At 65.0% G+C, this 26,248-nt stretch carries 23 protein-coding genes and 1 tRNA gene; 17 read left to right on the forward strand and 7 right to left on the reverse strand.

Going from position 1 to position 26,248, the window contains the following annotated elements:
• Positions 1–37 precede the first annotated feature (37 nt).
• The 4 genes from MTX34_RS08795 (at position 38) to MTX34_RS08810 (ending at position 4,186) form a co-directional block, all read left to right on the forward strand.
• Complete coding sequence (locus MTX34_RS08795; RefSeq protein ID WP_243609139.1) at positions 38–1,819, forward strand: bifunctional diguanylate cyclase/phosphodiesterase; 1,782 nt, start codon at positions 38–40, stop codon at positions 1,817–1,819.
• 32 nt (positions 1,820–1,851) lie between these two features.
• Positions 1,852–1,925, forward strand: a tRNA-Gly gene (locus MTX34_RS08800).
• A 284-nt stretch (positions 1,926–2,209) separates the two neighbouring features.
• Positions 2,210–3,061, forward strand: a complete 852-nt coding sequence (locus MTX34_RS08805; RefSeq protein ID WP_243609140.1) for a glycoside hydrolase family 16 protein — start codon at positions 2,210–2,212, stop codon at positions 3,059–3,061.
• Positions 3,062–3,229: 168 nt separating this feature from the next.
• A complete protein-coding gene (locus MTX34_RS08810) occupies positions 3,230–4,186 on the forward strand; it encodes a triacylglycerol lipase (protein ID WP_243609141.1) in 957 nt (318 codons plus the stop codon).
• A 5-nt stretch (positions 4,187–4,191) separates the two neighbouring features.
• Here the strand turns inward: MTX34_RS08810 and MTX34_RS08815 are convergent, their stop codons facing one another.
• Entirely contained in the window at positions 4,192–5,379 is a 1,188-nt protein-coding gene (locus MTX34_RS08815) for a CdaR family transcriptional regulator (protein ID WP_243609142.1), read from the reverse strand.
• Positions 5,380–5,568: 189 nt separating this feature from the next.
• Here MTX34_RS08815 and MTX34_RS08820 point away from each other — a divergent pair, with 189 nt between their 5' ends.
• The 5 genes from MTX34_RS08820 (at position 5,569) to MTX34_RS08840 (ending at position 10,995) form a co-directional block, all read left to right on the forward strand.
• On the forward strand, positions 5,569–7,293 hold the full coding sequence (locus MTX34_RS08820; RefSeq protein WP_243609215.1) for an aldehyde dehydrogenase family protein: 1,725 nt from the start codon (positions 5,569–5,571) through the stop codon (positions 7,291–7,293).
• 33 nt (positions 7,294–7,326) lie between these two features.
• Positions 7,327–8,913, forward strand: coding sequence for a GMC family oxidoreductase (locus MTX34_RS08825; RefSeq protein ID WP_243609143.1), 1,587 nt, complete (start codon positions 7,327–7,329; stop codon positions 8,911–8,913).
• A 162-nt stretch (positions 8,914–9,075) separates the two neighbouring features.
• Positions 9,076–9,771, forward strand: a complete 696-nt coding sequence (locus tag MTX34_RS08830) for a hypothetical protein (RefSeq protein ID WP_243609144.1) — start codon at positions 9,076–9,078, stop codon at positions 9,769–9,771.
• 91 nt (positions 9,772–9,862) lie between these two features.
• Complete coding sequence (locus MTX34_RS08835) at positions 9,863–10,333, forward strand: hypothetical protein (protein ID WP_243595187.1); 471 nt, start codon at positions 9,863–9,865, stop codon at positions 10,331–10,333.
• Positions 10,330–10,995, forward strand: a complete 666-nt coding sequence (locus MTX34_RS08840; protein ID WP_243595188.1) for a methyltransferase domain-containing protein — start codon at positions 10,330–10,332, stop codon at positions 10,993–10,995. The genes MTX34_RS08835 and MTX34_RS08840 overlap by 4 nt, the downstream gene beginning before the upstream one ends.
• Here MTX34_RS08840 and MTX34_RS08845 read toward each other — a convergent pair.
• Entirely contained in the window at positions 10,982–12,265 is a 1,284-nt protein-coding gene (locus MTX34_RS08845) for a hypothetical protein (protein ID WP_243595189.1), read from the reverse strand. The two genes, MTX34_RS08840 and MTX34_RS08845, sit on opposite strands and share 14 nt — an antisense overlap.
• A gap of 112 nt (positions 12,266–12,377) precedes the next feature.
• On the opposite strand from MTX34_RS08845, the gene MTX34_RS08850 reads away from it, so the two are divergent.
• The 5 genes from MTX34_RS08850 to MTX34_RS08870 all read left to right on the forward strand — a co-directional run bounded on the left by MTX34_RS08850 (position 12,378) and on the right by MTX34_RS08870 (position 15,879).
• The gene (locus tag MTX34_RS08850; protein WP_243595190.1) at positions 12,378–13,175 is read left to right on the forward strand and encodes an S-methyl-5'-thioadenosine phosphorylase; all 798 of its coding nucleotides are present in this window, start codon (positions 12,378–12,380) and stop codon (positions 13,173–13,175) included.
• A complete protein-coding gene (locus tag MTX34_RS08855; protein ID WP_243595191.1) occupies positions 13,172–14,230 on the forward strand; it encodes an NAD(P)-dependent oxidoreductase in 1,059 nt (352 codons plus the stop codon). Before MTX34_RS08850 ends, MTX34_RS08855 begins: the two co-directional genes overlap by 4 nt.
• The gene (locus tag MTX34_RS08860) at positions 14,223–14,876 is read left to right on the forward strand and encodes a glycosyltransferase family 2 protein (protein WP_308198122.1); all 654 of its coding nucleotides are present in this window, start codon (positions 14,223–14,225) and stop codon (positions 14,874–14,876) included. The genes MTX34_RS08855 and MTX34_RS08860 overlap by 8 nt, the downstream gene beginning before the upstream one ends.
• A complete protein-coding gene (locus MTX34_RS08865) occupies positions 14,873–15,547 on the forward strand; it encodes a DUF2064 domain-containing protein (RefSeq protein ID WP_243595192.1) in 675 nt (224 codons plus the stop codon). The genes MTX34_RS08860 and MTX34_RS08865 overlap by 4 nt, the downstream gene beginning before the upstream one ends.
• 170 nt (positions 15,548–15,717) lie before the next feature.
• Entirely contained in the window at positions 15,718–15,879 is a 162-nt protein-coding gene (locus MTX34_RS08870; RefSeq protein ID WP_243595193.1) for a hypothetical protein, read from the forward strand.
• A 6-nt stretch (positions 15,880–15,885) separates the two neighbouring features.
• On the opposite strand, the gene MTX34_RS08875 is transcribed toward MTX34_RS08870, so the two are convergent.
• Complete coding sequence (locus MTX34_RS08875; RefSeq protein WP_243595194.1) at positions 15,886–16,320, reverse strand: MarR family transcriptional regulator; 435 nt, start codon at positions 16,318–16,320, stop codon at positions 15,886–15,888.
• Between the two features lie 163 nt (positions 16,321–16,483).
• On the opposite strand from MTX34_RS08875, the gene MTX34_RS08880 reads away from it, so the two are divergent.
• The 3 genes from MTX34_RS08880 to MTX34_RS08890 all read left to right on the forward strand — a co-directional run bounded on the left by MTX34_RS08880 (position 16,484) and on the right by MTX34_RS08890 (position 20,131).
• A complete protein-coding gene (locus tag MTX34_RS08880) occupies positions 16,484–17,569 on the forward strand; it encodes a DUF4185 domain-containing protein (RefSeq protein ID WP_279393072.1) in 1,086 nt (361 codons plus the stop codon).
• Between the two features lie 23 nt (positions 17,570–17,592).
• Entirely contained in the window at positions 17,593–18,216 is a 624-nt protein-coding gene (locus MTX34_RS08885) for a class I SAM-dependent methyltransferase (RefSeq protein WP_243609145.1), read from the forward strand.
• Between the two features lie 79 nt (positions 18,217–18,295).
• Positions 18,296–20,131 (forward strand): acyl-CoA dehydrogenase, encoded by a 1,836-nt coding sequence (locus tag MTX34_RS08890; protein ID WP_243595197.1) that lies wholly within the window; start codon positions 18,296–18,298, stop codon positions 20,129–20,131.
• A 230-nt stretch (positions 20,132–20,361) separates the two neighbouring features.
• Here the strand turns inward: MTX34_RS08890 and MTX34_RS08895 are convergent, their stop codons facing one another.
• The 4 genes from MTX34_RS08895 to MTX34_RS08910 form a co-directional block, all read right to left on the reverse strand.
• On the reverse strand, positions 20,362–21,348 hold the full coding sequence (locus tag MTX34_RS08895) for a hypothetical protein (protein WP_243609146.1): 987 nt from the start codon (positions 21,346–21,348) through the stop codon (positions 20,362–20,364).
• Positions 21,349–21,699: 351 nt separating this feature from the next.
• Positions 21,700–22,191, reverse strand: a complete 492-nt coding sequence (locus MTX34_RS08900) for a flavin reductase family protein (RefSeq protein ID WP_243609147.1) — start codon at positions 22,189–22,191, stop codon at positions 21,700–21,702.
• 148 nt (positions 22,192–22,339) lie between these two features.
• Positions 22,340–24,646 (reverse strand): VanW family protein, encoded by a 2,307-nt coding sequence (locus MTX34_RS08905; protein WP_243609148.1) that lies wholly within the window; start codon positions 24,644–24,646, stop codon positions 22,340–22,342.
• Between the two features lie 229 nt (positions 24,647–24,875).
• Entirely contained in the window at positions 24,876–26,198 is a 1,323-nt protein-coding gene (locus MTX34_RS08910; RefSeq protein WP_243609149.1) for a CdaR family transcriptional regulator, read from the reverse strand.
• Between the last annotated feature and the right edge of the window lie 50 nt (positions 26,199–26,248).

Genomic DNA, 26,248 nt, shown 5'->3' on the forward strand with positions numbered 1-26,248 from the left:
GCTCGAGGTCCTCGTCACCGGCGTCGCAACCGAACTCATGGGAGTCGATGCGGCGACGGTGCGCGAGGCCTACGACTCCGTTCTGCGGCAACTCGTGGACTACCTCGGTATCGACTTCAGCTTCCTTCGGCACAACGATTTCGAGGCCAGAGCCACCAGGCTCACTTCGGAGTGGCCACCACGATTGAGCGTGCCCGATCCCGATCCGTTGGCAGTGGTCTACTTCGACGACGCCGACTCGGTGTTCCGACTGGCCGAAACACTGACCGAACCAGCAGTGTTTCGGCCGGATCCGGGGCAGGAGGACTACCGCCGACGCGTCGAGCAAGGGTCAGGATTCTCCGCGACGTCGATGGCCGTGGTCCCGCTGCTGCACTCCGGCCGCACCACCGGCATCCTCGGCTTCATCAAGATCGGCGATCGAAGTTGGTCCGAGGCGGAACTCAACGCGCTCAAAGCAATTGCTGCACTGCTCTCCCAACTGCAGGCGCGAGTGAGCGCCGAGGAGCAACTTCGATTCTCGGCGTTACACGACGACCTGACGAAACTGCCGAACCGCACGGCCTTCGCACAGCATCTCCGAGAGCGACTCGACCCGTCCATGCCGGGCCCCGTCGCAGTGATGCACATCGATCTCGATCGGCTGAAGGCATTGAACGACTTTCTCGGGCACCTTGCCGGAGACCACTACCTCGTGACCATCGCCCAGCGACTACAGAGTTTCGTCGGTGGAACGGCAGGCCTCGCCGCGCGGCTGGGCGGAGACGAATTCGTCGTCGCGCTCGCCGGGCCGTGTTCGGCGCGCGTCGCGACACACCACGCCGAGGTGATCGCCGATGCCATGAACGCACCCGTCACCCTCGGAGTCGAACGGATCAGCAGAAGCGCGAGCATCGGAATCGCCTTCGGGATCCCGGGCAAGCACACTGCGGAGTCACTTCTGCGGCAAGCAGATCAGGCCGCACTGGTGGCCAAACGCGCAGGCGGCCACGACATCGCCCTGTTCACCGAGGAGATGCGCGCCGAGTCCGAGCTTCGCAACGACGTCGAGATCCACCTGCGCGACGCCATCGCGGGCGACTCGTTGACCCTGCACTTCCAGCCCGAGGTGGACCTCGTCACCGGCCGCATCACCGCTTTCGAGGCACTGGTTCGATGGCAGCACCCGACGCGCGGGCTGCTCCCTCCGTCCGCCTTCATCCCGGTCGCAGAGGAGACCAACCTCGCCGGTGAACTCGGTCGCTGGGTCCTCGACCGCGCCTGCCGCACCCTCGCCGACTGGCGCCGCGAGATCCCCGACCTCGATATCGCGATGCGCGTGAACATATCCCCCGTCCAACTGGTCACCAACGGCTTCGTCGGTACCGTCGCACGAGCCCTCAACGAGTTCTCCATAGCCGGGCCCGATCTCTGCCTCGAGATCACCGAAGTGGCAGTGGTGCAGGACCTTTCCCGCACCCGCGTGACACTGCGCGAACTCCGTGAACTCGGCGTGCAAGTGGCCATCGACGACTTCGGCACCGGCTACAGCTCGCTGTCTCACCTCAAGGAACTCCCCGTCGATGCACTCAAGATCGACCGCGCCTTCGTCACGGACCTCGGCGACGACGACAGCGGCGACCTCGCGATCGTCCGGTCCATCCTCGGGCTCGCCCGGGCATTCGGACTGAGCATCATCGCCGAAGGCGTCGAAACGGAGAGCGCAAGGAAGACCTTGGTCGAACTGGGATGCACCCGCGCGCAGGGCTACCTGTTCTCCGAGCCGGTAGCAGCCGACGACGCCCTCGCCCTGCTGCACTGCGTGCGCATCGACATCTGAGCGCCCTGCTAACCTGGACACCCGCACCACACGCCGGTGTAGTTCATTGGTAGAACGCGACCTTCCCAAGGTTGAGAGGCGGGTTCGATTCCCGTCACCGGCTCCACCGATCGCCCCGCCCGGGGCCGTCTCCGCAGACTCCGCTCCTGTCTGCTCACCCAGCACGACTCACCGACTGCATCGAGTCACTGCCACCACTCCTGAAACAAACCGACCACCGCTGAATATCGGTCACTACCTCGTTTTCGACCGTTAGCGCGGCGAATTCAATCATTGTATTCGCAAGAATTCCTGCATTTCAGAAGAGACTTCTACCGCCCGCTTTGTCGTGCTAGAAATCGAATGTCGACATTTGTTCACCGACATATGACCTGACAGGAATCCCCCCTCATGAAATCACTATCGACAATTGTTGCGGTCGCGCTGACCACGATGGCCGTGGTCGTCTCGGCGGCGACCGCCGCCCCCGCCCTCGCCGCACCCGCGAGAACCCAAGGCGGAGCAGGAACCCTGCTGTGGGAAGATCAGTTCAACGGATACGGCGGACCCGACCCCGCCAAGTGGGGCTTTCAAACCGGCCGCTGGGGCGCGAGTTCCGGTGAGCAGCAGTACTATACAGATTCTTGGAACAACGCCAACCAGTTCAACGGTTCACTGAACATCACCGCACGGCGGGAGAATCCGCCCGACCGCAAGCAAGCACCGTACAACTTCACCAGCGCCCGCGTGGTCAGCATGTACAAGCAATCGGCGACGCCGCCGGTGCGCATCGAAGCATCGATCAAGATGCCGAGCGCCCAAGGCTTGTTGCCCGCATTCTGGACTCTCGGAATGCAACCCGGTGGCGAATATTCATGGCCGAGCCAAGGGGAAGTCGATATCGTCGAAATTCCCGGGATGTACGGGCCTTCATTCAATTTGCACGGCCCGGCCCGATCGAACCCCAATCAGGACGTGAAAGCCGGCGGCAGCATGAATCCCGTCGACAGTGGATTCCATACATACCGAATCGACTGGCTACCGACAAGCATTACCTGGTTCGTCGACGGAATCGCGCGATACTCCCTGAATCAAGCCCAGTACGAGGCGAAAGGCGGCAATTGGACCGCATTCTCGGGTACTTGGCCGCATTACATCCTGCTCAACGTCGCCGTGGGCAACAACTGGACCGGCAAGACACTGAACAGCACGCCGTACCCGCAGACGATGAGTGTCGATTGGCTACGCGTGAGTCGGCTCTGACCTGCACAGCAGCCTGTTTCACCCGCACGGGGCTCAGCCACCACGGCTGAGCTCCGTTCGGTGTGCGCATTCGACTCGGTTTCGGCGCCAGAACAATTCTTGTGACTTTTCTCAGCAATGACGTTTACTCGTAGGGACATTCCACAGTTCGAGGAATATCGTCATGCCATGCGTGGACCGCGACGAAGTCTGATAGCCCTCGTCATCGTCGCTGCCGCGACTCTGCTCCCGCCGGCCGCACAGGCATCGCCCCTGATGCCCATCGCCGCTGCGCCCGAGCAACCCGATCACGCCGATGCCATCCGCTATGCAGGAGCCAATCGCGACGCAGCACCTCCCGGAGCCAACGGCATGGACTGCAAGCCCACGGCAGCCCATCCGAATCCCGTTGTTCTCGTGCACGGAACCGACTCCACCGCGTACTCCGATTGGGCCGGTTTCGCGCCGATCCTGAAGGCAGCCGGCTTCTGCGTCTTCGCCATCAACTACGGCACGTCGCCGGACGGAGAGTCCAACGGCTACGGTGTCATCGAAGACAGTGCAGCACAGCTGAAGTCGATGACGGTCTCGATTCTTCGAGCGACCGGTGCCGCCGCGGTGGACCTGGTCGGCTACTCACAGGGTGCCGCAGTTGCCCGGTACTTCGTCAACAGGCTCGGCGGTGCCTACGCCGTCGACCGCTGGGTGGGAATAGCGAGCCCGACGTACGGCGGCACCATGTACGGAGTCGCGCCCGTCGTGCAGGCGGTGCCCGGTGCAACCACGGTGGTGGCCGGCGAATTCGGGCCGGGCCTGGCGCAGTTGATGGCAGGGTCCGACTTCCTCGACCGCCTCAATGCGGGCGGCGACACCGTCCCGGGAGTGGAATACACGTCCATCGCCACCCGAGTCGACGAGGTGATTCAGCCGTACACCAATGCGCTGCTTCGTGATCCGGGGGCGCACAACATCGTGGTGCAGGACGTGTGTCCCGACACCGAGGTCGCGCACTTCACGTTCACCTATGACCCCACCGCACTACGCTTGGCACTCAACGCCCTCGATCCGGCGAACGCCAGCCCTCCGAACTGCGTTCCCGTTCCACTCGGGGCAGGGATCCTCGACGTCGTCCTCGCCAGCCATTGATCCTGTCAGGACAGCAGCTGATGGGCTCTGAGTCCGACGTACAGTTCCGCAGCCTGCGCGGGGTCACGAAAGTCGCGGCCGGTGAGTTCGGCGATTCGACGCAGCCGATACAACACCGTGTTGCGGTGATAGTGCAGCGATTCGGCGGCATCGCGCGTGGAACCGCCGCACGAGAACCAGGCGTCCAGTGTCGCCAGCAAACTCTGCCGTTCCGCCCGCGGCAACCCCAGCAGATCACCGAGTATCTGACGCGAGGCAATGCGGCCCGAATTGGGATCACGCACCAGCAGTAGCGGCACCGGCACGGAGTCGTAGCGCACCGGAGCCGAAGGCGCGATCTCGGCCGAGGTACACGACCGTGCCAACCGCGCCTGTCCCACGGCGTCACCGATGCCCGACGGCGACCGAAAGACAGAGCTGACCCCCACCCGTCCGGGACACAGCTCGCTCAGCGCAACCAGCGCGGCATCGATCGCTGATTCCGTTGCGGCACAGATCAGTCCGACGCTGCCGTCCACCTCCGCGTCCCACACCGATTCGGCTCCGGCGGTGCGCAGGCGGGCGATCAGCCCGTCGACCCCGACCGCCGCGGTCAACGGCTCCTGGGAGATCACCGCGAAGTAGCCGTGGTCGGGAATTCGGAACGTCCGCAAGGCATCCGCCGCCGCGGTGGGATTGGCCGAATGATCGGCGAACAGTACGCGGATGAGACGTCCACGGGCTTCGGCACTTTCGCGCGCACGCATGTCGGCACTCTCCCGATAGGCCTCCGCAGCCTCGTCGGAATACACGTCGACCAGCGCCCAGACCTCAGCGGCCATGTCGAGCAGAGCGTGACTTGCCCGGCCGTCCGAACGCTCCATCAACTCGTCCCAGACCAACCTGCCGCCGAGCCGAAACGCGTGCAGCAGAGCTGCCAACGGCACCCCCTGCTCGGCCTTGAGTCGGCCCGCGTCCCGCGCCGCCTCGAGCCGCATGGGTGCCCGACCGGACAGCTTGCCCAACATCGACGCCAGATTGTTCCGCGCCGCGTCGTGAAGCTGCTCGGTGGTGAGCAGCGTCGACTCGAGGTAGGCGTGCTCGGCCCCCAGGATCCGTCGTACCAATTCGTTCGCGAGATCGTCGACGCCGTCGAGCATCGTCGCGGCCAGATCGGTCGGTGACGGATGCAGGTCGAACTCGGTCGCGGACATGACCGAACTCTAGACCCACCTGTGTAAGCCACGCCACAACAGAACTGTGCGACGGCACAAACCGTCGTGCCCGATTGAGGCCCGTGGCCCATAGCGCCCCGAGCCGAGGTGAGACCACAATCACAATGGAACCCGTGTATCCGAACGACGAGTGGAGCCGAGAAGTTGACCAGCGACGTGACCCCACACCTGCAGCCCGTACCGACGAGCGGACCGAGCCCACTCGAGGCAGTCGACGCCGCACTCGCCGATCTCTCTCGAGGCGAGGAGACCTGGGGAGGCCTCACACTGGCCGAACGGCGGGCGCTCCTCGAACGCGTGCACGCGCTGACCTCGACTCACGCGCAGGAGTGGGTCACGGCGGCAACGTCGATCAAGAAGCTCGACGCCTCCTCCAGCCTCGTCGGAGAGGAATGGCTGTCCGGTCCCTACTCGTTCCTGAACGGGCTCGGCACCGTCGCGCACACGCTCACAGCGCTGGAGGCAGGCAACAGTCCACTGGCGGACGCGAAGTTCGGGACCGCACCCGGCGGGCGCACGACGGTATCGGTGCTCCCGCTCAACATCTTCGAGCGACTGCTGCTCAACGGATTCACCGCCGAGGTGTGGATGAAGCCCGGAATCGACCGTGCAACCGCACAGCGCTCCGCAGGCCTCGGTCAACTCGACCCCACCCGCACCGCAGGCATCGGAGTGGTGCTCGGCGCAGGCAACATCACCTCGATCGCACCGCTGGATGCGCTGTACGAGCTGATGGCGTTCAACCGGGTGGTCGCACTCAAGCTCAACCCCATCATGGATCCGCTGCTACCGGTGTTCGAGAAGGTGCTCGCACCGCTCGTCGAGATCGGCGCACTGCGCCTGCTGACCGGCGGAGCCGACGTCGGCACGTACTTGGTACAGCACGACCGAGTCGACCACGTCCACATGACCGGCAGTTCCATCACGCACGACGCCATCGTCTTCGGACCCGGCCCGGACGGCGCAGCCCGCAAGGCAGCCAACGAACCGATCCTCACCAAGGACATCTCCAGTGAACTCGGCGGTGTCTCGCCCACCATCGTGCTACCCGGTGAGTGGAGCCGTGCCGACATCGAATTCCAAGCCGAGCACATCGCCACCCAGCGCCTGCACAACAGTGGATACAATTGTGTCGCTTCGCAGGTCGTCGTGCTGTCCTCGGAATGGAAGCAGCGCGACGAGTTCGTCGCCGCCCTGCGCGCCGCCCTCGACCGTGCCCCGGCACGAGCGCCCTACTACCCGGGCAGCGACAAGCGGGTGTCCGACGCCACCGCCACCTACCCGTCGGCCGAACGCCTGGGCGACCATGGTGGCCGCGTTCTCATCACCGATCTGAACCCCGGCGAATACGCACCGCTGCTGCAGACCGAGTACTTCGCACCGGTCATGGGTGTGATCGAATTGCCCTACAGCGGAGCAGCATTCGCGGCCAAGGCGGCACAGGCGGCAAACGAGGAGTTCACCGGCACGCTCGGCATCAACATCATCGGAACCCCCAGCACCATCAAGGAACTCGGCGTGAAGTTCGACGCCATGCTCGCCGACCTGCACTACGGCACCATCGCCGTCAACGCCTGGACGGCCATCGGATTCCTCACCGCAGCCGCCACCTGGGGTGCATTCCCCGGCCACACCATCGACGACGTGCAGAGCGGAATCGGCATCGTGCACAACGCCCTCCTGATAGATGGGGCGGAGCGAACAGTGGTGCGCGGGCCCTTCCGGCCACTACCGCGATCGCTGGTCAACGGTGAACTGTCCATCTCGCCGAAGCCGCCGTGGTTCGTCACCAACAAGACCGCAGCATCGACCGGCAAGCTGCTCACCGCATTTGCCGGTGCACCGTCCTGGTCCAAGCTGCCGGCGATCTTCGCCTCCGCCCTGCGCGGCTGACCCCTCTGCGACCACACCGACCGAAGGACAATGATGAGCTCTCAGCGCAAGACTGCCGACTACATCGTGGTGGGCGCAGGTTCGGCAGGCGCAGTGGTGGCCAACCGCCTCAGTGCAGACCCCCGCAACGAAGTGATCCTCCTCGAGGCCGGCCCCGAGGACAAGAACAAGTTCGCTCACATCCCCGCTGCTTTCTCGAAACTCTTTCGCAGCGAGGTCGATTGGGACTACCTCACCGAACCGCAGCCGGAATTGCGTGATCGCAGCATCTACTGGCCACGCGGCAAGATGCTCGGTGGTTCGTCGTCGATGAACGCCATGATGTGGGTACGCGGCTTCGCCGCCGATTACGACGATTGGGCGGCTGTGTCCGACGACTCGTGGGCGTTCCGAAACCTCGTCGGATACTTCCGCAAGATCGAGAACATCGAGGGCACAACAGCACTCGACGCCGGAACCGACGGCCCACTCATCGTCTCTCACCAGCGCAGCCCCCGCGACCTGACGTCCTCGTTCCTCGACGGCGTCGAAGAAGCAGGCTATCCGCTGGAGACCGCCAACCTGCCCGAGCCCAAGGGCTTCACCCGCACGATGGTCAACCAGAAGCGCGGAGCACGGTGGAGCACGGCCGATGCGTACCTACGACCGGCGAAGAAGCGCAAGAACCTCACCGTCCTCACCGAGGCACATGCCACTCGCGTTCTCTTCGAGGGCACTGCCGCAGTCGGCGTCGAATACACCTCCGGTTGCGAGGTACTCACCGTGCGCGCGCACAAGGAAGTGATCCTCTCCGGCGGTGCCATCAACACCCCTCAGCTGCTCATGCTCTCGGGCATCGGCGACCAGGAACAGCTGAAGTCGCACGGCATCACCGTGCAGCACCACTCACCGGGTGTCGGGCAGAACCTGCTCGACCACCTGGCCGCCCTCATCGGCTGGAAAACCGAGAGGGACTCCCTCTTCCACGCCGAGAAGATCCCCGAGTTGGTCAACTACCTCACGCGCCGTCGCGGCATGCTCACCTCGAACGTCGCCGAGGCGTACGGATTCATCAAGAGCCGAGAAGACCTCGCCCTGCCCGACGTGGAACTCATCTTCGGACCGGCACCGTTCTTCGACGAGGGACTCGTCGGCCAGGATTCGCACGCCGCCGTCATCGGCGCGGTACTCGTCAAACCCGAGAGCCGAGGCGAGATCACCCTCCGCTCGGCCGACCCCCTGGCCAAGCCCATCGTCGAACCCCGCTACCTCAGCGACCCCGGCGGACTCGACCGCCGCGCCATGATCGAAGGGCTACGGGCCTGCGTTGCAATCTCCGAAACCCCATCGATGAAGGGCGAGCTGGGCGACATCGTCCGCCCCAGGGTGGCGTCGAACATCTCCCCGGCGGACCTGCTCACCGAGGCCCTCGAACAGAATGCCCACACTCTCTATCACCCCGTGGGCACTGCCCGGATGGGCAACGACGCCCACAGTGTGGTCGACTCCGAACTACGGGTGCGGGGCGTCGACCGCCTTCGCGTCGCCGACGCATCGATCATGCCGAGCATCATCCGCGGGCACACTCACGCACCGTCGGTAGTGATCGGCGAACGGGCGGCGGACTTGATCCTTCGTTGACCTCGAGTGAACCTTCGGAAAATTTCCGGTTTGGTAGTCCGGTTTGTCGGGTAACAGGTGGACACGCTCCCTTGCAGGGGATCGAGATGAAACCCATCCGCTCGGCAAGCAGCGCCGAATGACCCACAACGCTCGAGAGACGAGCACGGAAGGTTGACCGACATGTTCACAGTTCGTAAAGCTTTGGCCGCCACCGCAATCGGTGCACTGACAATCGTCCCGCTTGCCGCATGCTCCAGCGACGAAGCGTCCGAGACCACCGACGCAGCCACCTCCTCGGCGTCGTCGGCCATGGAGACCACCGAGAGCATGCCCGAGCCCGCAGCCGAGGTCCCCGACCTCAGCAACGGTGTCGACACCGCAGTTGCTCTCGATCCCGGCTTCACCGGCGCACTGACCACCCTGGGCCTCACGCCCGGCGTTGTCGGAACCGCGACTCTCGCAGACGGATCCATCCGCTTCCCGATCACCGGCGGAGACGTCAAGTACTGGGAGCCCGGCACCGTCGACCCCTACGTCCAGGGCGAGATCATGCACGAAGGCAGCGGCTTGTCGCTGACCGCAGGCGAGACCGTCGTCGAGCTCATCAACTTCGACATCGACCCCGGCACTTCGGTTCTCACCGGTGACGTCATGGTCAACGGCGAAGAGGCAGCAGCCGACGCAGTCCTGTTCGATCTCGACGGCCGCACCCTGCAGCCGCTCGCTACCGGACCCGACAACACCGCAATCCTGCAGGGCACCGAGGTGAAGATCTCGGAGACCGCTGCCGGACTGCTCAACAGCACCTTCAACACCGATGCTGTGACCCCGGGACTGCTCGTGGGCGTTGCGACCATCACGGTCAGCACTGCCTAATCACTTCCTGAACGCCCGTGCGCGAGTCGCCGCCGTCGAAGACGGTGGCCCTCGCGCACGGGTGTTTGCGTCGCACGGTCAGGAGCTTCGGATGAGAGCGTTCACGAAGATCTACGGCGGGCACCCGCTGCACGCGGTCGGTCTGCTGCTGTCGTTCGCGCTGGTGGGCTACGTCGTCACTCTCGCGGGGCCGCAGAGTCTGTGGAACAGCGACATCTGGTGGAAGTCCATACTCGTGTGGTTCTTCGGATCGGTACTGCTGCACGACGCCGTACTCTTCCCGCTCTACTCGCTGGCCGATCGCGTGATCACCGGTATCCCACGCCGAACCCTGGCCGTGTCACCGGTGAATTTCGTTCGGGTCCCCGCCCTCGGAACCGCACTGACGTTTCTGATGTTCTTCCCCGGGATACTCTCGCAGGGTGCGGAGTCCTACCGCGCCGCAACCGGTTCGACGCAGGAGCCATTCCTCGGACGTTGGCTCGCGTTGACCGCTGCGTTGTTCATCGTGAGCGCAATCGCTTACTTCATTCGATTGATCCTCGTACGGAGCCGAGCATGAGCGTCACCGCAGACACACTCTTTCACCGCGCAGCAGCCGGACTACCCTGCTGGATAGGCGATTCCGACGGCAGCAGGCAGAAGCTCCCCACCGCCCGCTGGATGGGTGGCAGCGCCTCGTCCGCGGAGGATCGCCGCGCCGATCACGCCATGCTCAGCCGATGCACCGGCTCCACCATCGATCTCGGCTGCGGGCCCGGGCGCCTCACCGAAGCGCTTGCCCGACGCGGTGTTTCGGCACTCGGCGTCGACACCTCCAAAGCCGCTGTCGACCTGACCATCGGCCGCGGCGGCAATGCCGTGCTCCGCGACCTCTTCGAGCCGCTGCCCGACACCGGCAACTGGTCATGTGTCCTGCTTGCGGACGGCAACATCGGCATCGGCGGCGACCCGGTGCGACTGCTCCGCCGCGCGGCGGACCTGCTGGCACCGCACGGAGCGGTCATCGCCGAGGTGGATGCGCCGAGCGACACCGGAATCCGTCATCGCACCGTTCGCTGGGAAACCGACACCATGGTCGGCGACTGGTTCGCCTGGTCGAGCGTCAGCGCCGACGCCACCGCGGATCTCGCCAATGCCGCAGGCCTTCGCGTGGTGGACGTGGCACCGATCGACGGGCGCTGGTTCGCTCAGATGACGCTGGCTCCGCTCACCAGTTCGTGAACAGCAGATGATTGATCGCCAATGCGCCGATCACCTGCAGTGCCAACCAGAACCGATGCGTCCGGATCGGCAACACAGCAGGCGCGATCAGCATCCACATGGCGAAGGGCAACCAGATTCGTTCGGTCTCCGCTTTGCTCAGCTGGCTCAGGTCCGCCATCACCACCGCCGCGATAGCGCCGATCACCAGCAGGTTGATCGGCTCCACCCTGGTGAGGATCCGCGGAAACGCAGCGGGCACAGCAACACCCAACGCACAGAACAGAGCTGCGAAGTTCGCCCAACCCCAGTACTCGAAGGGGCGATCGGTTGCGATGCCCTGGTAGTAGCGCTCCTGCACCAGCAAGTAGCCGTCGTACCACCAGAATCCGTACGCGGTGAAGATGGCGGCGACGATCAGGGCTCCGATCAGCGCACCGACGAACGGCAGAATCTTCCGCCCGGCGATCAGCACTGCGACGGCAGGCAGGCCCATCAACACCAGCCCGTAGTTGAGATAGACGCCGAACCCGAGCAGCACTCCCGCGCCGATCGAGGCGGGCCACTGGTACCGCTTCGTGGAGATCGCCAACAACGCGATACCCCACGCGGCGACGCCGGCATAGAACGCATCGGCCGAGACGGCGATCCAAATCGCCGCGGGAGCGATCGCCACGAACGGCGCTGCCCGCCGGGCCATGGTCTCGTCGCCGAGCACGCGGAGCGTGAGGACCACCGCCACTGCGGCACTCGTACCGACCAGCACGCACAGCGTCGCCGCCCAAGCTCCGCCACCGAGCCCCAGACGGTCGAGCCAGACGAACGTCAGCAACGCGCCGGGCGGATGTCCCGACACGTGTGTGGTCCACGAATCCGCCTGGTAGTCCAGGATTCGCTCGGAGAACCCGCGCAGTGTTGCCGGAATGTCGGTGATGCCGGGCACTTCGTGCAAGTACTCGTCCGTCGACGCCAGCCGGTCCACGAAGCCGCGCTTCCAGCCGTCCACCATCGCCAGCGCCATCGTCCAGGCCGCCGACGCAGCCCACACGACGACGAGCAACCGTGTCCACGACAGGCGTCGTGCCAGCGTCGGCCCCCACAGCACTGTGGCCACCGCGATGAGGACGGCGAACGGCGTTCCCCATCCCACATGAATCTCGCGGAAGCCGAACAGCGGTGCCGCATCGGCGAAGTCGCGCACCTGCTGCGGGGTTCGGTTGATGATGGGGGTGACGAGTTCGTTCCCCAGATACGGAACGATGAACGCGACCACGACCAGCGCGACGGCCAACGTGCCTGCGACGGCTTCTCTCCAGTAGCGGATAGTCTTTTCTCCCTGCGGACTTGAACGAAAACACGATCTCGGACCAGCATATCGACCGACGGTGATGGAGGATGAGCAGATGAACAACGACGCGACGGGGCGGGCCGAGATAGCCGTCATCGGCGGCAGCGGCTTCTATTCGTTCTTTGCCGACGACGCCGAGGAGATAGTGCTCGAGACCCCCTACGGTGCGCCGAGCGCTCCGATCACGTTGGGCGAGGTCGAAGGTCGCCGCGTGGCGTTTCTGCCCAGACACGGCCGACAGCACGAGTACTCCCCACACACGTTGCCCTATCGCGCCAACATGTGGGCGCTGCGGATGCTCGGAGTCGGCCGGGTGTTCGCACCGTGCGCGGTCGGATCTTTGGTACCGGAGTACGGCCCGGGCACCGTCGTGATTCCCGATCAACTCGTCGACCGAACCTCCGGGCGCGCACAGACCTACTTCGACCAGGGCGGCGTTCACGTCGAATTCGCCGACCCGTACTGCCCGACGCTCCGGAAGTCCGCGGTCCAGGACACCGCTGTCGACGGCGGCGTCATGGTCGTCGTCGAAGGCCCCCGGTTCTCCACCCGCGCCGAAAGCCAGTGGTTCGCCCGCCAGGGTTGGACACTGGTGAACATGACCGGCCATCCCGAAGCCGTCCTGGCTCGCGAACTCGAACTCTGCTACGCACCGATCGCGTTGGTGACCGACCTCGACGCCGGCATCGAATCCGGCCAGGGCGTCAAGGCGGTGGACGTGTTCGCCGAATTCCAGAAGAACATCGAGCCGCTCAAGGCGTTGGTGCGCGCGGCCATCTCCGACGCTCCCACCGACGACTGTCCCACGTGCCGCGTGCACACCGGGATCGACCTACCGATCGAACTGCCATGACGCGGGTACTGCTCACCGGCGCAGCCGGATTCATCGGCGGCCACATTCTCGACGCGGCAGCCGGCTCCGGACACGAGTTGGTCGCCGTCGACGCCATGCTGGAATCTGCGCACGGTCCGGGAGCGCGAGCCGACGGGATCACCGATCTCGATGTGCGCGACAAGGATGCACTGGTCGAGATACTGCGCGGGATCGACGTCGTGTGCCATCAGGCAGCCGTCGTCGGAGCAGGCGTCGACGCCGCAGATGCTCCGGCCTACGCCAGCCACAACGACTACGGGACGGCAGTGCTGCTCGCGGCGATGTACGAGGCAGGCTGTTCCCGACTGGTTCTCGCGTCCTCAATGGTGGTCTACGGCGAGGGGCGGTACCTCAATTCCTCGGGCGAGACCGTGGTTCCGCCGCCCCGCACCCGCGCCGATCTCGACGCCGGCCTGTTCGACAATCGCGATCCGAAATCCGGTGAGCCCCTCGATTGGCTTCTGGTGGAGGAAGATTCGCTACTCGAACCCAGGAGCATCTACGCGGCGAGCAAACTGGCACAGGAGAACTACGCCTCCGCGTGGGCGATCGCCACGGGTGGATCGGTGGTCGCACTGCGCTACCACAATGTGTACGGGCCACACATGCCGCGCAATACTCCGTATTCCGGTGTGGCGGCAATGTTTCGCTCGTCATTGGAACGCGGCCAGGCACCGACGGTGTACGAGGACGGCAAGCAGGCCCGCGATTTCGTCCACGTGCACGACGTGGCAGCCGCCAACATCGCGTCGATCGAGGCCGAGCTCGACGGCTTCACCGCCCTCAATGTCTGCTCGGGACAACCGATCACCATCGGCGAGGTGGCGACCGTCCTCGCCGACGCGCGCGGCGGGCCGACGCCCGAGATCACCGGGCAGTACCGAGCGGGCGACGTTCGGCACATCGTCGCCAGTTCCCGCCGGGCCGAAGAGACCCTGGGATTCCGCGCGAAGATCATGCCGATCGACGGACTCACCGCATTCGCCGACGCACCTCTGCGCGACGCCGAGGGAACCGGGCCGCCCCGTGTCTGACTCACCATCGGTCACCGTGATCGTGCCGTGCATGAACGAGGCCGAATCACTTCCGGCAGTACTCGATTCGGTGCCGCCGGGCTATTCGATCATCGTGGTGGACAACAACTCCACCGACGCCACCGCCGCCGTGGCCGCTGCTCACGGGGCCACCGTGGTCTCCGAATCCGTGCCCGGATACGGGGCAGCCGTACACGCAGGCGTCCTCGCAGCCCGTACCGACATCGTCTGTGTCCTCGACGGTGACGGCTCGATGGATCCGCGTGATCTGCCGACGCTCGTGGCGGCCCTGGAGCATGCGGACCTCGCGGTCGGCCGTCGCCGACCCGTGAAGGGAAGCTCGCCGCTGCACGCCAAGATCGGCAATGCCGTTCTGTCACTGCGACTTCGGACCAAATACAAGTTGCCCGTACACGACCTCGGAGCCATCCGGGCAGTCCGACGTCAAGCACTGCTCGACCTGGATGTGACCGATCGACGCTCGGGCTATCCGCTGCAGCTACTGGTCCTGGCAGCCGGTGCTGGATGGACGGTCGTCGAACACGACGTGGTCTACCGTCCACGGACCGCCGGCACATCGAAGGTCTCGGGCTCGATCAAGGGGACGATCGTCGCCGTTCGCGATTTCTGGAAGGTGCTCTCGTGATCGTCACTGCGCTCGTCGTGGCCAAAGCGCCCGTTCCCGGGCTCGCCAAGACGCGCCTCGCCGCCACGATCGGTGACGCCGCCGCGGCCGAACTGGCCGCGGCCTCGCTGCTGGACACCCTCGATGCCGTCCGGGCCGCCGAGGTCGATCACCGCGTCGTGGCCCTCACCGGAAATCTCGCCGACGCGGCCCGTGCCGACGAACTGACCCGCGCTCTGGCGTCGTTCACGGTGATCGCGCAGCGCGGCGACGGTTTGGGAGAACGGCTGGCCAACGCACACGCCGACGCGGCGACCACCGGAGCCGTACTTCAGATCGGCATGGACACCCCACAGGTCACGGCGCAACTGCTGACCGATGCGGCCGCGCAACTCGAGAGCACCGACGTGCTGGGTTCGGCCGAGGACGGCGGCTGGTGGGCGCTGGGTCTACGCGACCCTGCCCTGGCGCGGGCCCTGATCGACGTACCCATGTCCGCTCCGTCCACGGGTACCGCCACACTCGACGCCTTGTCCACCGCCGGTGCGTCGATCACGATGCTCCGCGAATTGCGTGACGTCGATTTCGAGGCCGATCTCGACCCCGTGTGCCGCGTATGCCCACCCGCCGGTCGATTTCGCATTGCTGTGGAAAGAATGCGATCGAAACGGGATTCCGAGTCCGTTCTTTGAGGTCTGTTTCCGGAGAAATCGGCTCAGCGACCGAACCTCCACAACCGTTGTGGAACAGCACCTTCGACCCGCCTGAATTGTCGGACCGAAAACGACCATTATCGAATCGCAACAAAGCCGAATTACCGTTTCACGGCTATTTCACAGACACAGGTGCTAGAAAGTGTGACATGACCGGGTTGCTGATAGGCGTAGCCGTGTGGATGGTTTGCGCGGCAGTCGTCGCCACAACCCTCGGCCGCGTCGCGCGCCGAGGCGATTCCGAGGAGCTGGGATCGACCCTCGACTGGGATGTCGACGCCCTCGATCAGGCAGTCCACCACGAGAACTGACGGTGTTCAGTCGACCTTTTCGACGATCTCGGTCAGGATCCGTGCCGCCGCGGCCAGTGTTTCCCGCTGCTGCGGACTCAAGTCGTCCAGCTGCGCCGCGAGCGCGATCTCGCGGGCGGCAACCTCTTCCTTGGCGGCCGCCGCCCCCGCATCGGTCAGTTGCAGGACCACCTGCCTGCCGTCCGTCGGATGTGCGAGCCTGTCCAGCAGACCCGACTCGACCAGAGCGTGCGTGGACCTCGAGACCGACGGCGGCTTGATTCGCTCCCGGGCGGCCAACTCGCCCGTCGTCATCGGTCCCTCGCGCAGCAGTGTCGTCAGAATCGACAGGTGAGCGACGGGCAGCCTGTCGCTGGAATGTCGCAGACGAAGCCTCCGATTCAGCCGCATCGCACTGACGGACAGATCCCTCGCCAGCCGGGAATCGGGTAGATCACTCACGCTGTCCAGATTACGACACCGAGGTGCATTTGCCCGATTCCGCAAAACAGCCGATGCGCCGATTCAAGCCCGCTCGAACAAACCGCTGGTATGGTTCCATCGGTTACCGGGGAGTGGAATCGAAATCGGGGAGAACGTCGTGAGTCGCGTGGGTTCCAGAGTATTGACCGTTGCCACCGTGGCCGTTGCAGCATCCTTGCTGGTCACAGCGCCCAACGCGCTCGCCAATCCCAATGCGGTCAATCCCATCGCCGGGCTGAACGGCACGTTCGGGCTGCCGCAGCTGCACGGTCGAGCCCAGGCCGTCGCGCAGGTAACCGGGATGTCGAGTCCCAACAACACGCAGAACGTCAACATGATCGGCACCGATCTCGGCATCATGTGGGACAACGGCCGCGGCGAAGTGTTGACGGCATTCGGCGACACCGCCGGACTCGGCGTACCCAACCTGCTGCAGGGCAGCCTCTGGTCGTGGCGAAGCAACGCCATCGTGCGCAGCAACGACCGCAACCTCGCCGACGGCATGAACTTCGACAGCGTCGTCCTCGACCCTCTCGGCCAGACCAAAGAGGTCGTCCCCAGCCCCAAGATCCCGTTCGTGGAGATCAGCAGGATTCCGACGGCCGGGGTGGCCGTCGGCGACAGTCAGTACCTGAACCTGATGTCGGTGAAGAACTGGGGCCCCGCCGGAACCTGGGAAACCAATTTCTCCGGCTTGGCGGTCTCCAACGACAACGGGGAGAACTGGGCAGCACTGCCCGACACTCAGCGCCCCAGCGTCGGCGGCGACCGCAACTTTCAGCAGAGCGCCTATCTGAAGGACGGCGGATACGTCTACCAGTACGGCACTCCGCCCGGCCGCTTCAACCTCGGCCACATCGCTCGCGTCAAGGAACAGGACATCGCGAAGCTCGGAGAATACGAGTACTGGACCGGCCAGGACTGGAAGAAGGGCGACCCGGCAGCGGCAGCGCCCATCGTCGACGGCGTCGGCGAGCTCTCCGTCGCGTACAACGCCACTCTCGGGCAGTACCTGATGGTGACCACCGACAACGCCAACTCGATCGTGCTGCGGCGCTCGCCCTCGCCGGTCGGGCCGTGGAGCCCGCCGGAGGTTCTGGTCGATACTCGCGAGGTCAGCTCGATCTACGCGCCGTACATCCACCCGTACTCGACCGGACGCGATCTGTACTTCCTGGCGACGGTGTATCAGAACTACAACGTGTTGCTGCTGCGCGCGACGCTGTAACAGCTCCCACTAGGCTTCCCGAGGTGGACGCCGCAGACTGGGATCGCAAGTACGAAGGCCGACGACTCGTCTACGGCGAGGCACCGAACGCGACGTTGGTCGAGGTCGCGACAACGCTGAAACGCGGTCGCGCACTGGATCTCGCGTCGGGCCAGGGTCGAAACGCCATCTGGTTGGCAACCCGTGGCTGGACCGTCGACGCGGTCGATTTCTCCTCGGTGGCCTTGACGAGGGCGAATGACGTGGCGGCTTCGGCACCGCGGTCGGTGCGCGATCGCTTGACCTGGGTCCACGCCGATGTGACGCAGTTGTCACCATCGCCGAACTATGACCTGGTTCTCATGTTCTACCTCCATCTGCCGCCGGACGCGCGTCGCGCGGCGGTCACGACGGCGGTGTCAGCGTTGAAACCTGATGGAATCCTCATGATTCTCGGACACCACTCCGCAAACATCGAGTCCGGCACCGGGGGCCCACAGGAACCCGAAATCCTCTACACGCCAGAGGATTTGGCGTCGGACATCGGTTCTCGGCTGACCATCCTCACCGCCGAGAACCGCTACCGCGACGTGACCGGCGGCACAGCCGTCGACGCTCTATTACTCGCGAGTAGGTCCGCCCTTGGCAGCGGAACCGATCGGGGGTAATATCCGTTAAGTTACCGACGAGTAGCTAACTTGGGCGGTACTCACGAGACCGCACCACCGACTGGAGAGCGAACGAGCAATGGGCCATTACAAGAGCAACCTCCGGGACCTCGAATTCAACCTCTTCGAGATGTTCGGACTCGACGAGACACTCGAGGGCGACAACTTCGGCGACATGGACGGTGAAGTAGCCCGTGACATGCTGCGCGAGGTAGTGCGCCTGGCCGAGGGCCCGCTGGCCGAGTCCTTCGCGGACGCCGACCGCAACCCCCCGGTCTTCGATCCCGAGACCCACAGCCTGAAGCTTCCCGAATCCTTCAAGAAGTCCTACAAGGCCCTTGCCGACGGTGAGTGGTGGCGCGTCGGCCTCGACGAGGAAATCGGCGGCATGCCTGCCCCGCGCAACCTCCTGTGGGGCATCAACGAGATGCTCCTCGGCTCGCAGCCCGCAGCGTTCATGTACTCCGCCGGCCCCGGCTTCGCGAACATCCTGTTCCACAACGGAACCGACGAGCAGAAGGAATGGGCCAAGGTCGCCGTCGAACGCAGCTGGGGTGCCACGATGGTCCTCACCGAGCCCGACGCCGGATCCGACGTCGGCGCAGGTCGCACCAAGGCGATCAAGCAGGACGACGGCTCCTGGCACATCGAGGGCGTCAAGCGCTTCATCACCTCGGCCGTCTCCGACGACCTGTTCGAGAACATCTTCCACCTCGTACTCGCCCGCCCCGAAGGTGCCGGACCGGGCACCAAGGGTCTGAGCCTGTTCTTCGTACCGTCCGTCCTCTTCGACTTCGAGAAGGGCGAATTGGGCGAGCGCAACGGCGCATTCGTCACCGGCGTCGAGCACAAGATGGGCCTCAAGGCCTCCGCCACCTGTGAACTCACCTTCGGTGGCCACGGCGTTCCCGCCAAGGGCTGGCTCGTCGGCGAGGTCCACAAGGGCATCGCGCAGATGTTCGACGTCATCGAGCACGCACGAATGATGGTCGGCACCAAGGCAATCGGCACACTCTCCACCGGCTACCTCAACGCACTCGAGTACGCCAAGGAGCGCGTCCAGGGCGCAGACCTGACGCAGATGACCGACAAGACTGCACCGCGTGTCACCATCACGCACCACCCCGACGTGCGTCGCAGCCTGATGATGCAGAAGGCGTACTCCGAGGGCCTGCGCGCGGTGTACCTCTACACCGCCGCACACCAGGACCCGATCACCGCCAAGCAGGTCTCGGACGCCGACGAAGACATCGCCTACCGCGTCAACGATCTGCTGCTGCCCATCGTCAAGGGCGTCGGATCGGAGATCGCCTACCAGGTGCTGGCCGAATCGCTGCAGACCTTCGGCGGCTCCGGCTTCCTGCAGGACTACCCCGTCGAGCAGTACATCCGCGACGCCAAGATCGACTCGCTGTACGAAGGCACCACCGCCATCCAGGCGCAGGACTTCTTCTTCCGCAAGATCGCCCGCGACCGCGGCGTAGCGCTGGCTCACGTTGCCGGACAGATCAAGTCGTTCATCGACAGCGAAGCAGGAAACGGACGCCTCAAGGCCGAGCGTGCACTGCTCGCCACCGCACTCGAAGACGTGCAGGCCATCGTCACCTCGATGACCCAGCACCTCATGGGCGCACAGGACCAGCCCACCGAGCTGTACAAGGTCGGCCTGGCATCGGTGCGCTTCCTCATGGGCTTCGGCGACCTGCTCATTGGCTGGTTGCTGCTGCGTCAGTCCGAAATCGCCATCACTGCACTCGACAACGGCGCAGAGGGTAAGGAGAAGGCGTTCTACGAGGGCAAGATCGCCGTCGCATCGTTCTTCGCCAAGAACATCCTCCCGCAGCTCACCGCAACGCGAGCAATCCTCACCAACATCGACAACGACATCATGGAACTGGACGAAGCAGCATTCTGATTCCCTGACATTTCAACGGCCGCACTCGTTTTCGAGTGCGGCCGTTGTTGTTTGTGTGTCGGGTGTGGGTTGCCGGCCCCGGGGTTGCCGCAAACGCGCGCGCATTTGTTGGAGGTGCGGCGTTGCGAGCCCGGGGTCGCCGCAAACGCGCGCGCATTTGTTGGAGGTGCGGCGTTGCTGGCCCCGGGTCGCCGCAAACGCGCGCGCGTTTGTCAGAATTGCGCGGATTCTCAAGCAATTTCGCTCGCGTTCGGCAAATGCGCGCGCGTTTGCGGCCTGCAGGACGTACTCCGCACACTCCCTCGCGGCATCGGGAGGGCCGCAGCCCGCTCTAACGCGCGGGATATCCTCGCCGTCAACTCCTCCGGACGGGCCAGATCCGCCCACGTCCAGCGCACCACTGGATAGCCGAGTTCGCGTATCTCGTCCTCCCGCAGCTTTTCCTTGAACACCACGTCGCCGGGACTCTCGTTCGGCTGCAGATAACCGGTGTACTTGAGCTTGCCATCGAATTCGGCGACGACGATGCCGTTGATCAGCCAGTCGATGCGTGCCACGAAGTTCCCGTCGTCGTCGTAGATCTCCACTTGGGGCTCTGGGTCGAAACCGGCCTCGCGCAGCATGATTCGGCTTTGGGACTCGCCCGGATTGTCGCTACGGCCGTCCATCAGTCGGACAGCCCGTCGCGCTCGAGCCACCCCCTTCCATCCTCGAGCGCCGCGCAGCTCGGCGTCGATCTCGTCTGGGTCACAACTTTTCAGGGCTGCATCACCGGCGATCACCGCCGACAACGTCGTCTCGGTACGGCCGAGATCGACCACCGTCCGCGCCAACGATGTCACCGCGATACCGTCGAGCATCACCCTCGGTCCCGATGGCGCACAGTGGACGATGATTGCCGAGTTCTTCCGACCTCCGCCGTGGCGATTGCGAGTGACGTGAACTTTGTCGAATCCTCCTCTCGGCAAAGGTAACCCATGCAGCAGGGCGGCCGAACGATGACTGACGACGTGGTCCCCGGAGATGGTCGGCAGTATCGCATCGATGAGAAGCCGGTGCCGCTCGTGCTCCGACAACTCGGCCAACCTCGACGACGGAACATAGACGCCGTTGACCAGCCGCACCCATCCCCCTCGCTCGTACAGGGCACGCAACTCGTGATCCGCGAACCCATTTGCCAACGCCTCCGTGCGTCGCACCATTCGGTCGTCTTTCATCCTTCGAGTCTCGGCCATACGCCGGCCGGTTCGAGCCCAGAAGCGGCCGTCTGTGCACTAATCGAGGCCTGTGGATGAATACAGGTACGGACGTACCAGTTGTCCGGACTGGTTCTGGTTTCGATCTCGCAAACGCGCGCGCATTTGTCAGAATTGCGCGGATTCGCCAACTATTTCGCGCGCGTTCAGCAAACGCGCGCGCGTTTGCGAAATCCTGGGGCCGGGCAGAGCCGAGCAGGGAGCCGCACGGGCAGGAGCCGAGCAGGGGGCCGAACTGGAGCCGAGCAGGGCAGGACAGGGCCGAGCAGGAGCCGAAAGGGGCCGAACCGGCGAAGCGAAGTCGAGCAGCCGCTATTGCTGAAGTTTGCGGAACTTGCTGCCGTGGAACACGATTGGATTCACTTCACTCTGCACGTCCAGCGAATGTATGCGCAGCAGCACTATCGCGTGGTCACCCGCGGGGATTTGCTGCTCGATGGTGGTGTCCAACCACGCAGTGGCCCCGACGATGAAGGCTGCTCCCCCATCGGTGACGGTGAGATCGAGGCCGGCGAAACGGTCGCCCGTTTTGGCCGCCAGCGTACGGACGGCGTCGTTGTGCGCCTCGCCGAGAACGCTGACACCGATGCTGGGTGCCAATTCGAGTTTCGGCCAGGTCGTCGACGTGTTCTGAATGCACACCGCGACGAGTGGCGGATCGATGGACACCGATACGAAGCTGCTGGCGGCCAGGCCGACCAGAACGCCATCCATCTTCGCGGCGATCGCGACGACTCCGCTCGGGAACTGCGCGTATGCCTCACGAAGCGACTGCTGATCGAGGACGGTACGTGTGAGCGTCATGGACGAAGCTCCCTTTCGATCTCGTGGTGCACCCCGCGTGGGCACAGTTCTGCCGAGCGGACACTTACTGCAAGCAAACACCCGATCGGGCGGCGACGCCACAGTCCGAATCGACGTGATCGGAACGCCACCCTCGCGCGTGCGAGCGTCACTCGTCGTCGCCCGGCTCCGGAGCCGGGTCCGGATCTGCCGCGCGGTCCGGAGCGGGATCCGGGCGATCGGGCTCGACGCACCTCACGATAGGAATCGGGTCGTACTTCACCGTCCTGGTGTTCCGCGAAATTTCCCGGCCCGACGCGGCGTCGCTGACCACCCTGGTATCGCTGGCGGTGAATCCTTGGCCTCCACCGGACGCGACGCAGCCGTCACCGGCGGGCAGCGTCACGGTGTTCGGTGACGTGAAATTGGTGCGCGAACCGGTGATCGATTCGACGTCGACCGTCTTCGTTCCCCACAGTCGGACGGTGACACTGGACGAATCGGCGAACGACTGGATCACCACGCCGGTGTCGTTCGGGTTGGTGAACTTCAGGTCGATGGCACCTTCGAAGACCGTCGCTTCACGCGCCTCGGGGTACCGGCTGATGTAGTAACTGTGCTCGGTGTGGTCGGTGTCTTCCATGCCTGCGAAGTACGACGCGTTGTACAGCGTGGTCGCGAACTGGCTGATGCCGCCGCCGACGGCACGATCGGGTCGGCCGTTGTCGATGATCCCGGACTCCACGAAGCCCTGCGCAGTACCTCGCGGGCCGGTGTATCCGTTGAGCGAGAACGTTTCCTTCGGCTTCACGAGCGCACCGTTGACGATGTCCGCCGTGAGCCCGATATTGACGCCCGACGCGTACTCGAACCCACCGGTCGTGTATTCGGCAATCACTTCTCGCACACCGAGATTCTGCGCGTCCTCGGTGGTGAGAGCGGGCGGAGCCGGTTCGTAGATCGCCTCGGTGGTGCGGGGCCCGTCCGCAGACAGCAGCGCGGGTAGTTGCTCGAGAGTCTTGCGCCACTCCACCAACTCCCCCATTTCACCGGGGACGACGGTCGGCGCACCGCCGGAGAAAGTGAACGACGCGTCCTTCGGCGGCACTTCGGTGCGCACCAGTTGCGGCGCGAGAATGCCGGTGGCCACGTCGGTGTCGTAGATCGGCGTCAACCCGCCCTGGCCGTCCGGGTCGAAACGCAGAACCTCGCCCACTCGATCCGTCGTCAGAGTCGCATCGACGTCCTGCCGCCCGGAGACGATCACCGGTGCCTCGACCGCGGGAACGGCGATGTCGGCGAAGGCGCGATCCACCGCGTCCTGCGTGACCGTGACGGGCGTGGACTCGTAGACCACTTCCGTTGTGCCCGAGGCCCATTCGGTCTGCAAGTTTCGGCGTGTCCCGTCGGCGTCCAGTTCGCGGCCGGACAATGGTGCGACGGCGATCGGGGTGCTGCCGTCGAACACGACGTCGCCTTCGACGGGCGCGCGATCGGTCTCGGCGCGCAGTCCGTCCACGGCAGCGGTGAGTGCCTGCTCGTCCGTGGTCGAGACGACACCGATCTCGCGGCTGCCGAACAACGACGTCAGCCGAGTGATCGGGTTGATCGGCTGCGACCCCGCACGGTCGAGCGTCGCATTCCAATCCACACCGAGACCGGCAGCGGCGGGGAGTACCTCGACCTGTCGATCGCCGACGTCGACCAGTACGGGCTGCTCGGCACGCGCACCCAACTCGGAGCGCAGAAGCGCTTCGGCGTCGGAGTGGCTCTTACCGCCCACCTCGATTCCGGCGACGGTCACGCCGCGGGGCACGCGGTCGCTCGAGGTGATCCAATCCGCCGCGTACAACAGGGCCAGAACGGCAACCACCGCACCGGTTCCGATGGCGATCTTCCGCCACGGCGGCACGAATCCGGACCCATCGCTGGGCTGCGAGTCGTCCTCCGGCGGAACCACGGGGGCTTGGACCGGCGACTCGGGTCGGGGAGAAACATCTGTCTCAGTAGGAGCATCGGTGTCAACAGGAACTACAGGCTGCGCGACGGTAGGCGATTCGTCGGCTGCGGGCAGCGGCTGCTGGTCCGTGCGCGGATCCGTCTCGGCGTCCCCCGAGTCGACTGCAGCTGCGTGGGCTTCGGTGGCCTCGGCATCGTCGACGACCGGATCTGCCGCGACCGAATCTGCAGCGACCGAATCTCCATCGACCGACCCGGCCTCGACCGACCCGGGCTCGTCGACATCGTTTCCCGCGCCGGAAGGCTGCTCGGCCTCGGCTTCCACCTCGGACTCGGCACCCACCTCGGACTCGGCCTGCACCTCGGACGATTGCTCCGCCTCGGGTGCCTGCTTCGAGCCGTCGGCCCCGTCGCGGAGTGCCCCGAAGACCTCGGTGGGAGCGTCGTACGGCGGTACGTCGGGTTTCGGTTCGGCACCCTCGGGCGCGTCACCCGACCTACTCTTGCCCTCGCTCACGTTCGACCCTTCCAGGACCACCGTTGGTTGTCGATCCGCCCTTCTGCGTGGCGTACCCCGCGCACGAGCTTACGCAAACCGAACGGTGGCGCTCATTCGGAGACCGTCGTCACCGGTAACGAGAAAGGCTCCGCGCTGCTGCCGGGTCGGGGGTCAGGCAGCAGTGCGGAGCCACTGGGAATATAAGCGGACCCCGGTCCTTCGTTACACCGACTCGAAAATTGTCTCGTCAATTCATTCGGTTGAATGACGACCGAGGCGTCGAACTATCCCCTTGCCCGACGGCCCGAGCCCAATGACCCGTCCTGACCAGCGCGAGAGTGAGCAGCAGCCGATCTCGTGGATCGGTCAGATCGTGGCCGGTCAACTCCTCGATTCGATGGACCCGGTAGATCACGGTGTTTCGGTGGCAGTACAGCGCCTTGGCGGCATTGGTGGGCGAACCGTCGGACGCGAGCATGTGGGCCAGAGTGTCGAGCAGCGTTTCTCGATGCGGTTCGGGGTGCGTCCACAAATTGCCCAGCGCGTGGCGCACCAACAGTTCCGAGGACTGATCGTCGGCCGCCATGATCACGCGCGGCAGTCGATCCGTGGCCAATGCCACGCCGCTGTCCTCGGTGATGGTCTCGGCCGTCAACGCTGCCAGGCGATACGCCGCCGCGAACGACGACACGCCCTCCGGCGAATGCGCGACCCCGACAGGCCCGACGGCCCGAGCAGCGAGGGCGTCGACGACGGAGTTCCACGATCCGGTTCCGAGTGCGACGAGCGCGAACTGGTGGCCGTCCCTGGTGTTCCAATGCGAGACCGCGCCTATTTGGTCCAACGCGTCCTCGGGTGCCGGGAGCGGAGGTGACCCCTGATCGTCGAGCGGACCGACCACACACGCGATCTGCTGCGATGCCGAAAGGCCAAGGGTGGCACGTGCTTCGATGACGAACGCCGGATCACCGCCACGCCCCGATCGAAGGCCGTCGAGAATCACCAGAACGTTGGCGAGGTCGCGCTGTTGCATTCGGGCGCTTTCCTGCCGGTACGCCTCGACCAGAGTCTCGTATTGACTGTCGAGCGCACGCCACAACTGGCGACCCGCGACCAGCAGCAGATGTTCGTCGATGCTGGTGCGACGCTGCTCGCGCTCGAGCATCAGCTCCTCCCACAGCGTCCGGCTACCGAGGGTGTACGCCTTGAGTACCAGCTCCATCGGAATCCCTTGGCGTGCGCGCTCCCGGCCGGTGCGACGCCACACCTCGCGCGCGTTGTCGCCTGCGGTGGACAACCCCGACAGCGTGCGCAGACCTTGATTGATGTGCTCGCGGGTGCTGCGGCGAATCTCGCCTGCGATGTCCGGAGTGGAACTGGCCAGGTACGCCGGCTCCTGCTCGATCAACGCCAGCGTGATCGAGTCGGCGATCGAATCCGCACGCGGCGTCAGAGCCGCCCATGCGTTTCGAATCTTCTCCTGATCGGAGTCCGTCACTGCTCCGCGGGCAGCCGACCGCGTCGATACACGTCGACCGTCGGGAGCACCCACCAGCACAGTTTTGCGCATTGAGCCCACATCCCAGGGTGATTTGACCGGTACTGGTGCCCTGGGACCCA

This window comes from Rhodococcus sp. ARC_M5 (assembly GCF_022810405.1).
Taxonomy (GTDB): Bacteria; Actinomycetota; Actinomycetes; order Mycobacteriales; family Mycobacteriaceae; genus Rhodococcoides; species Rhodococcoides navarretei.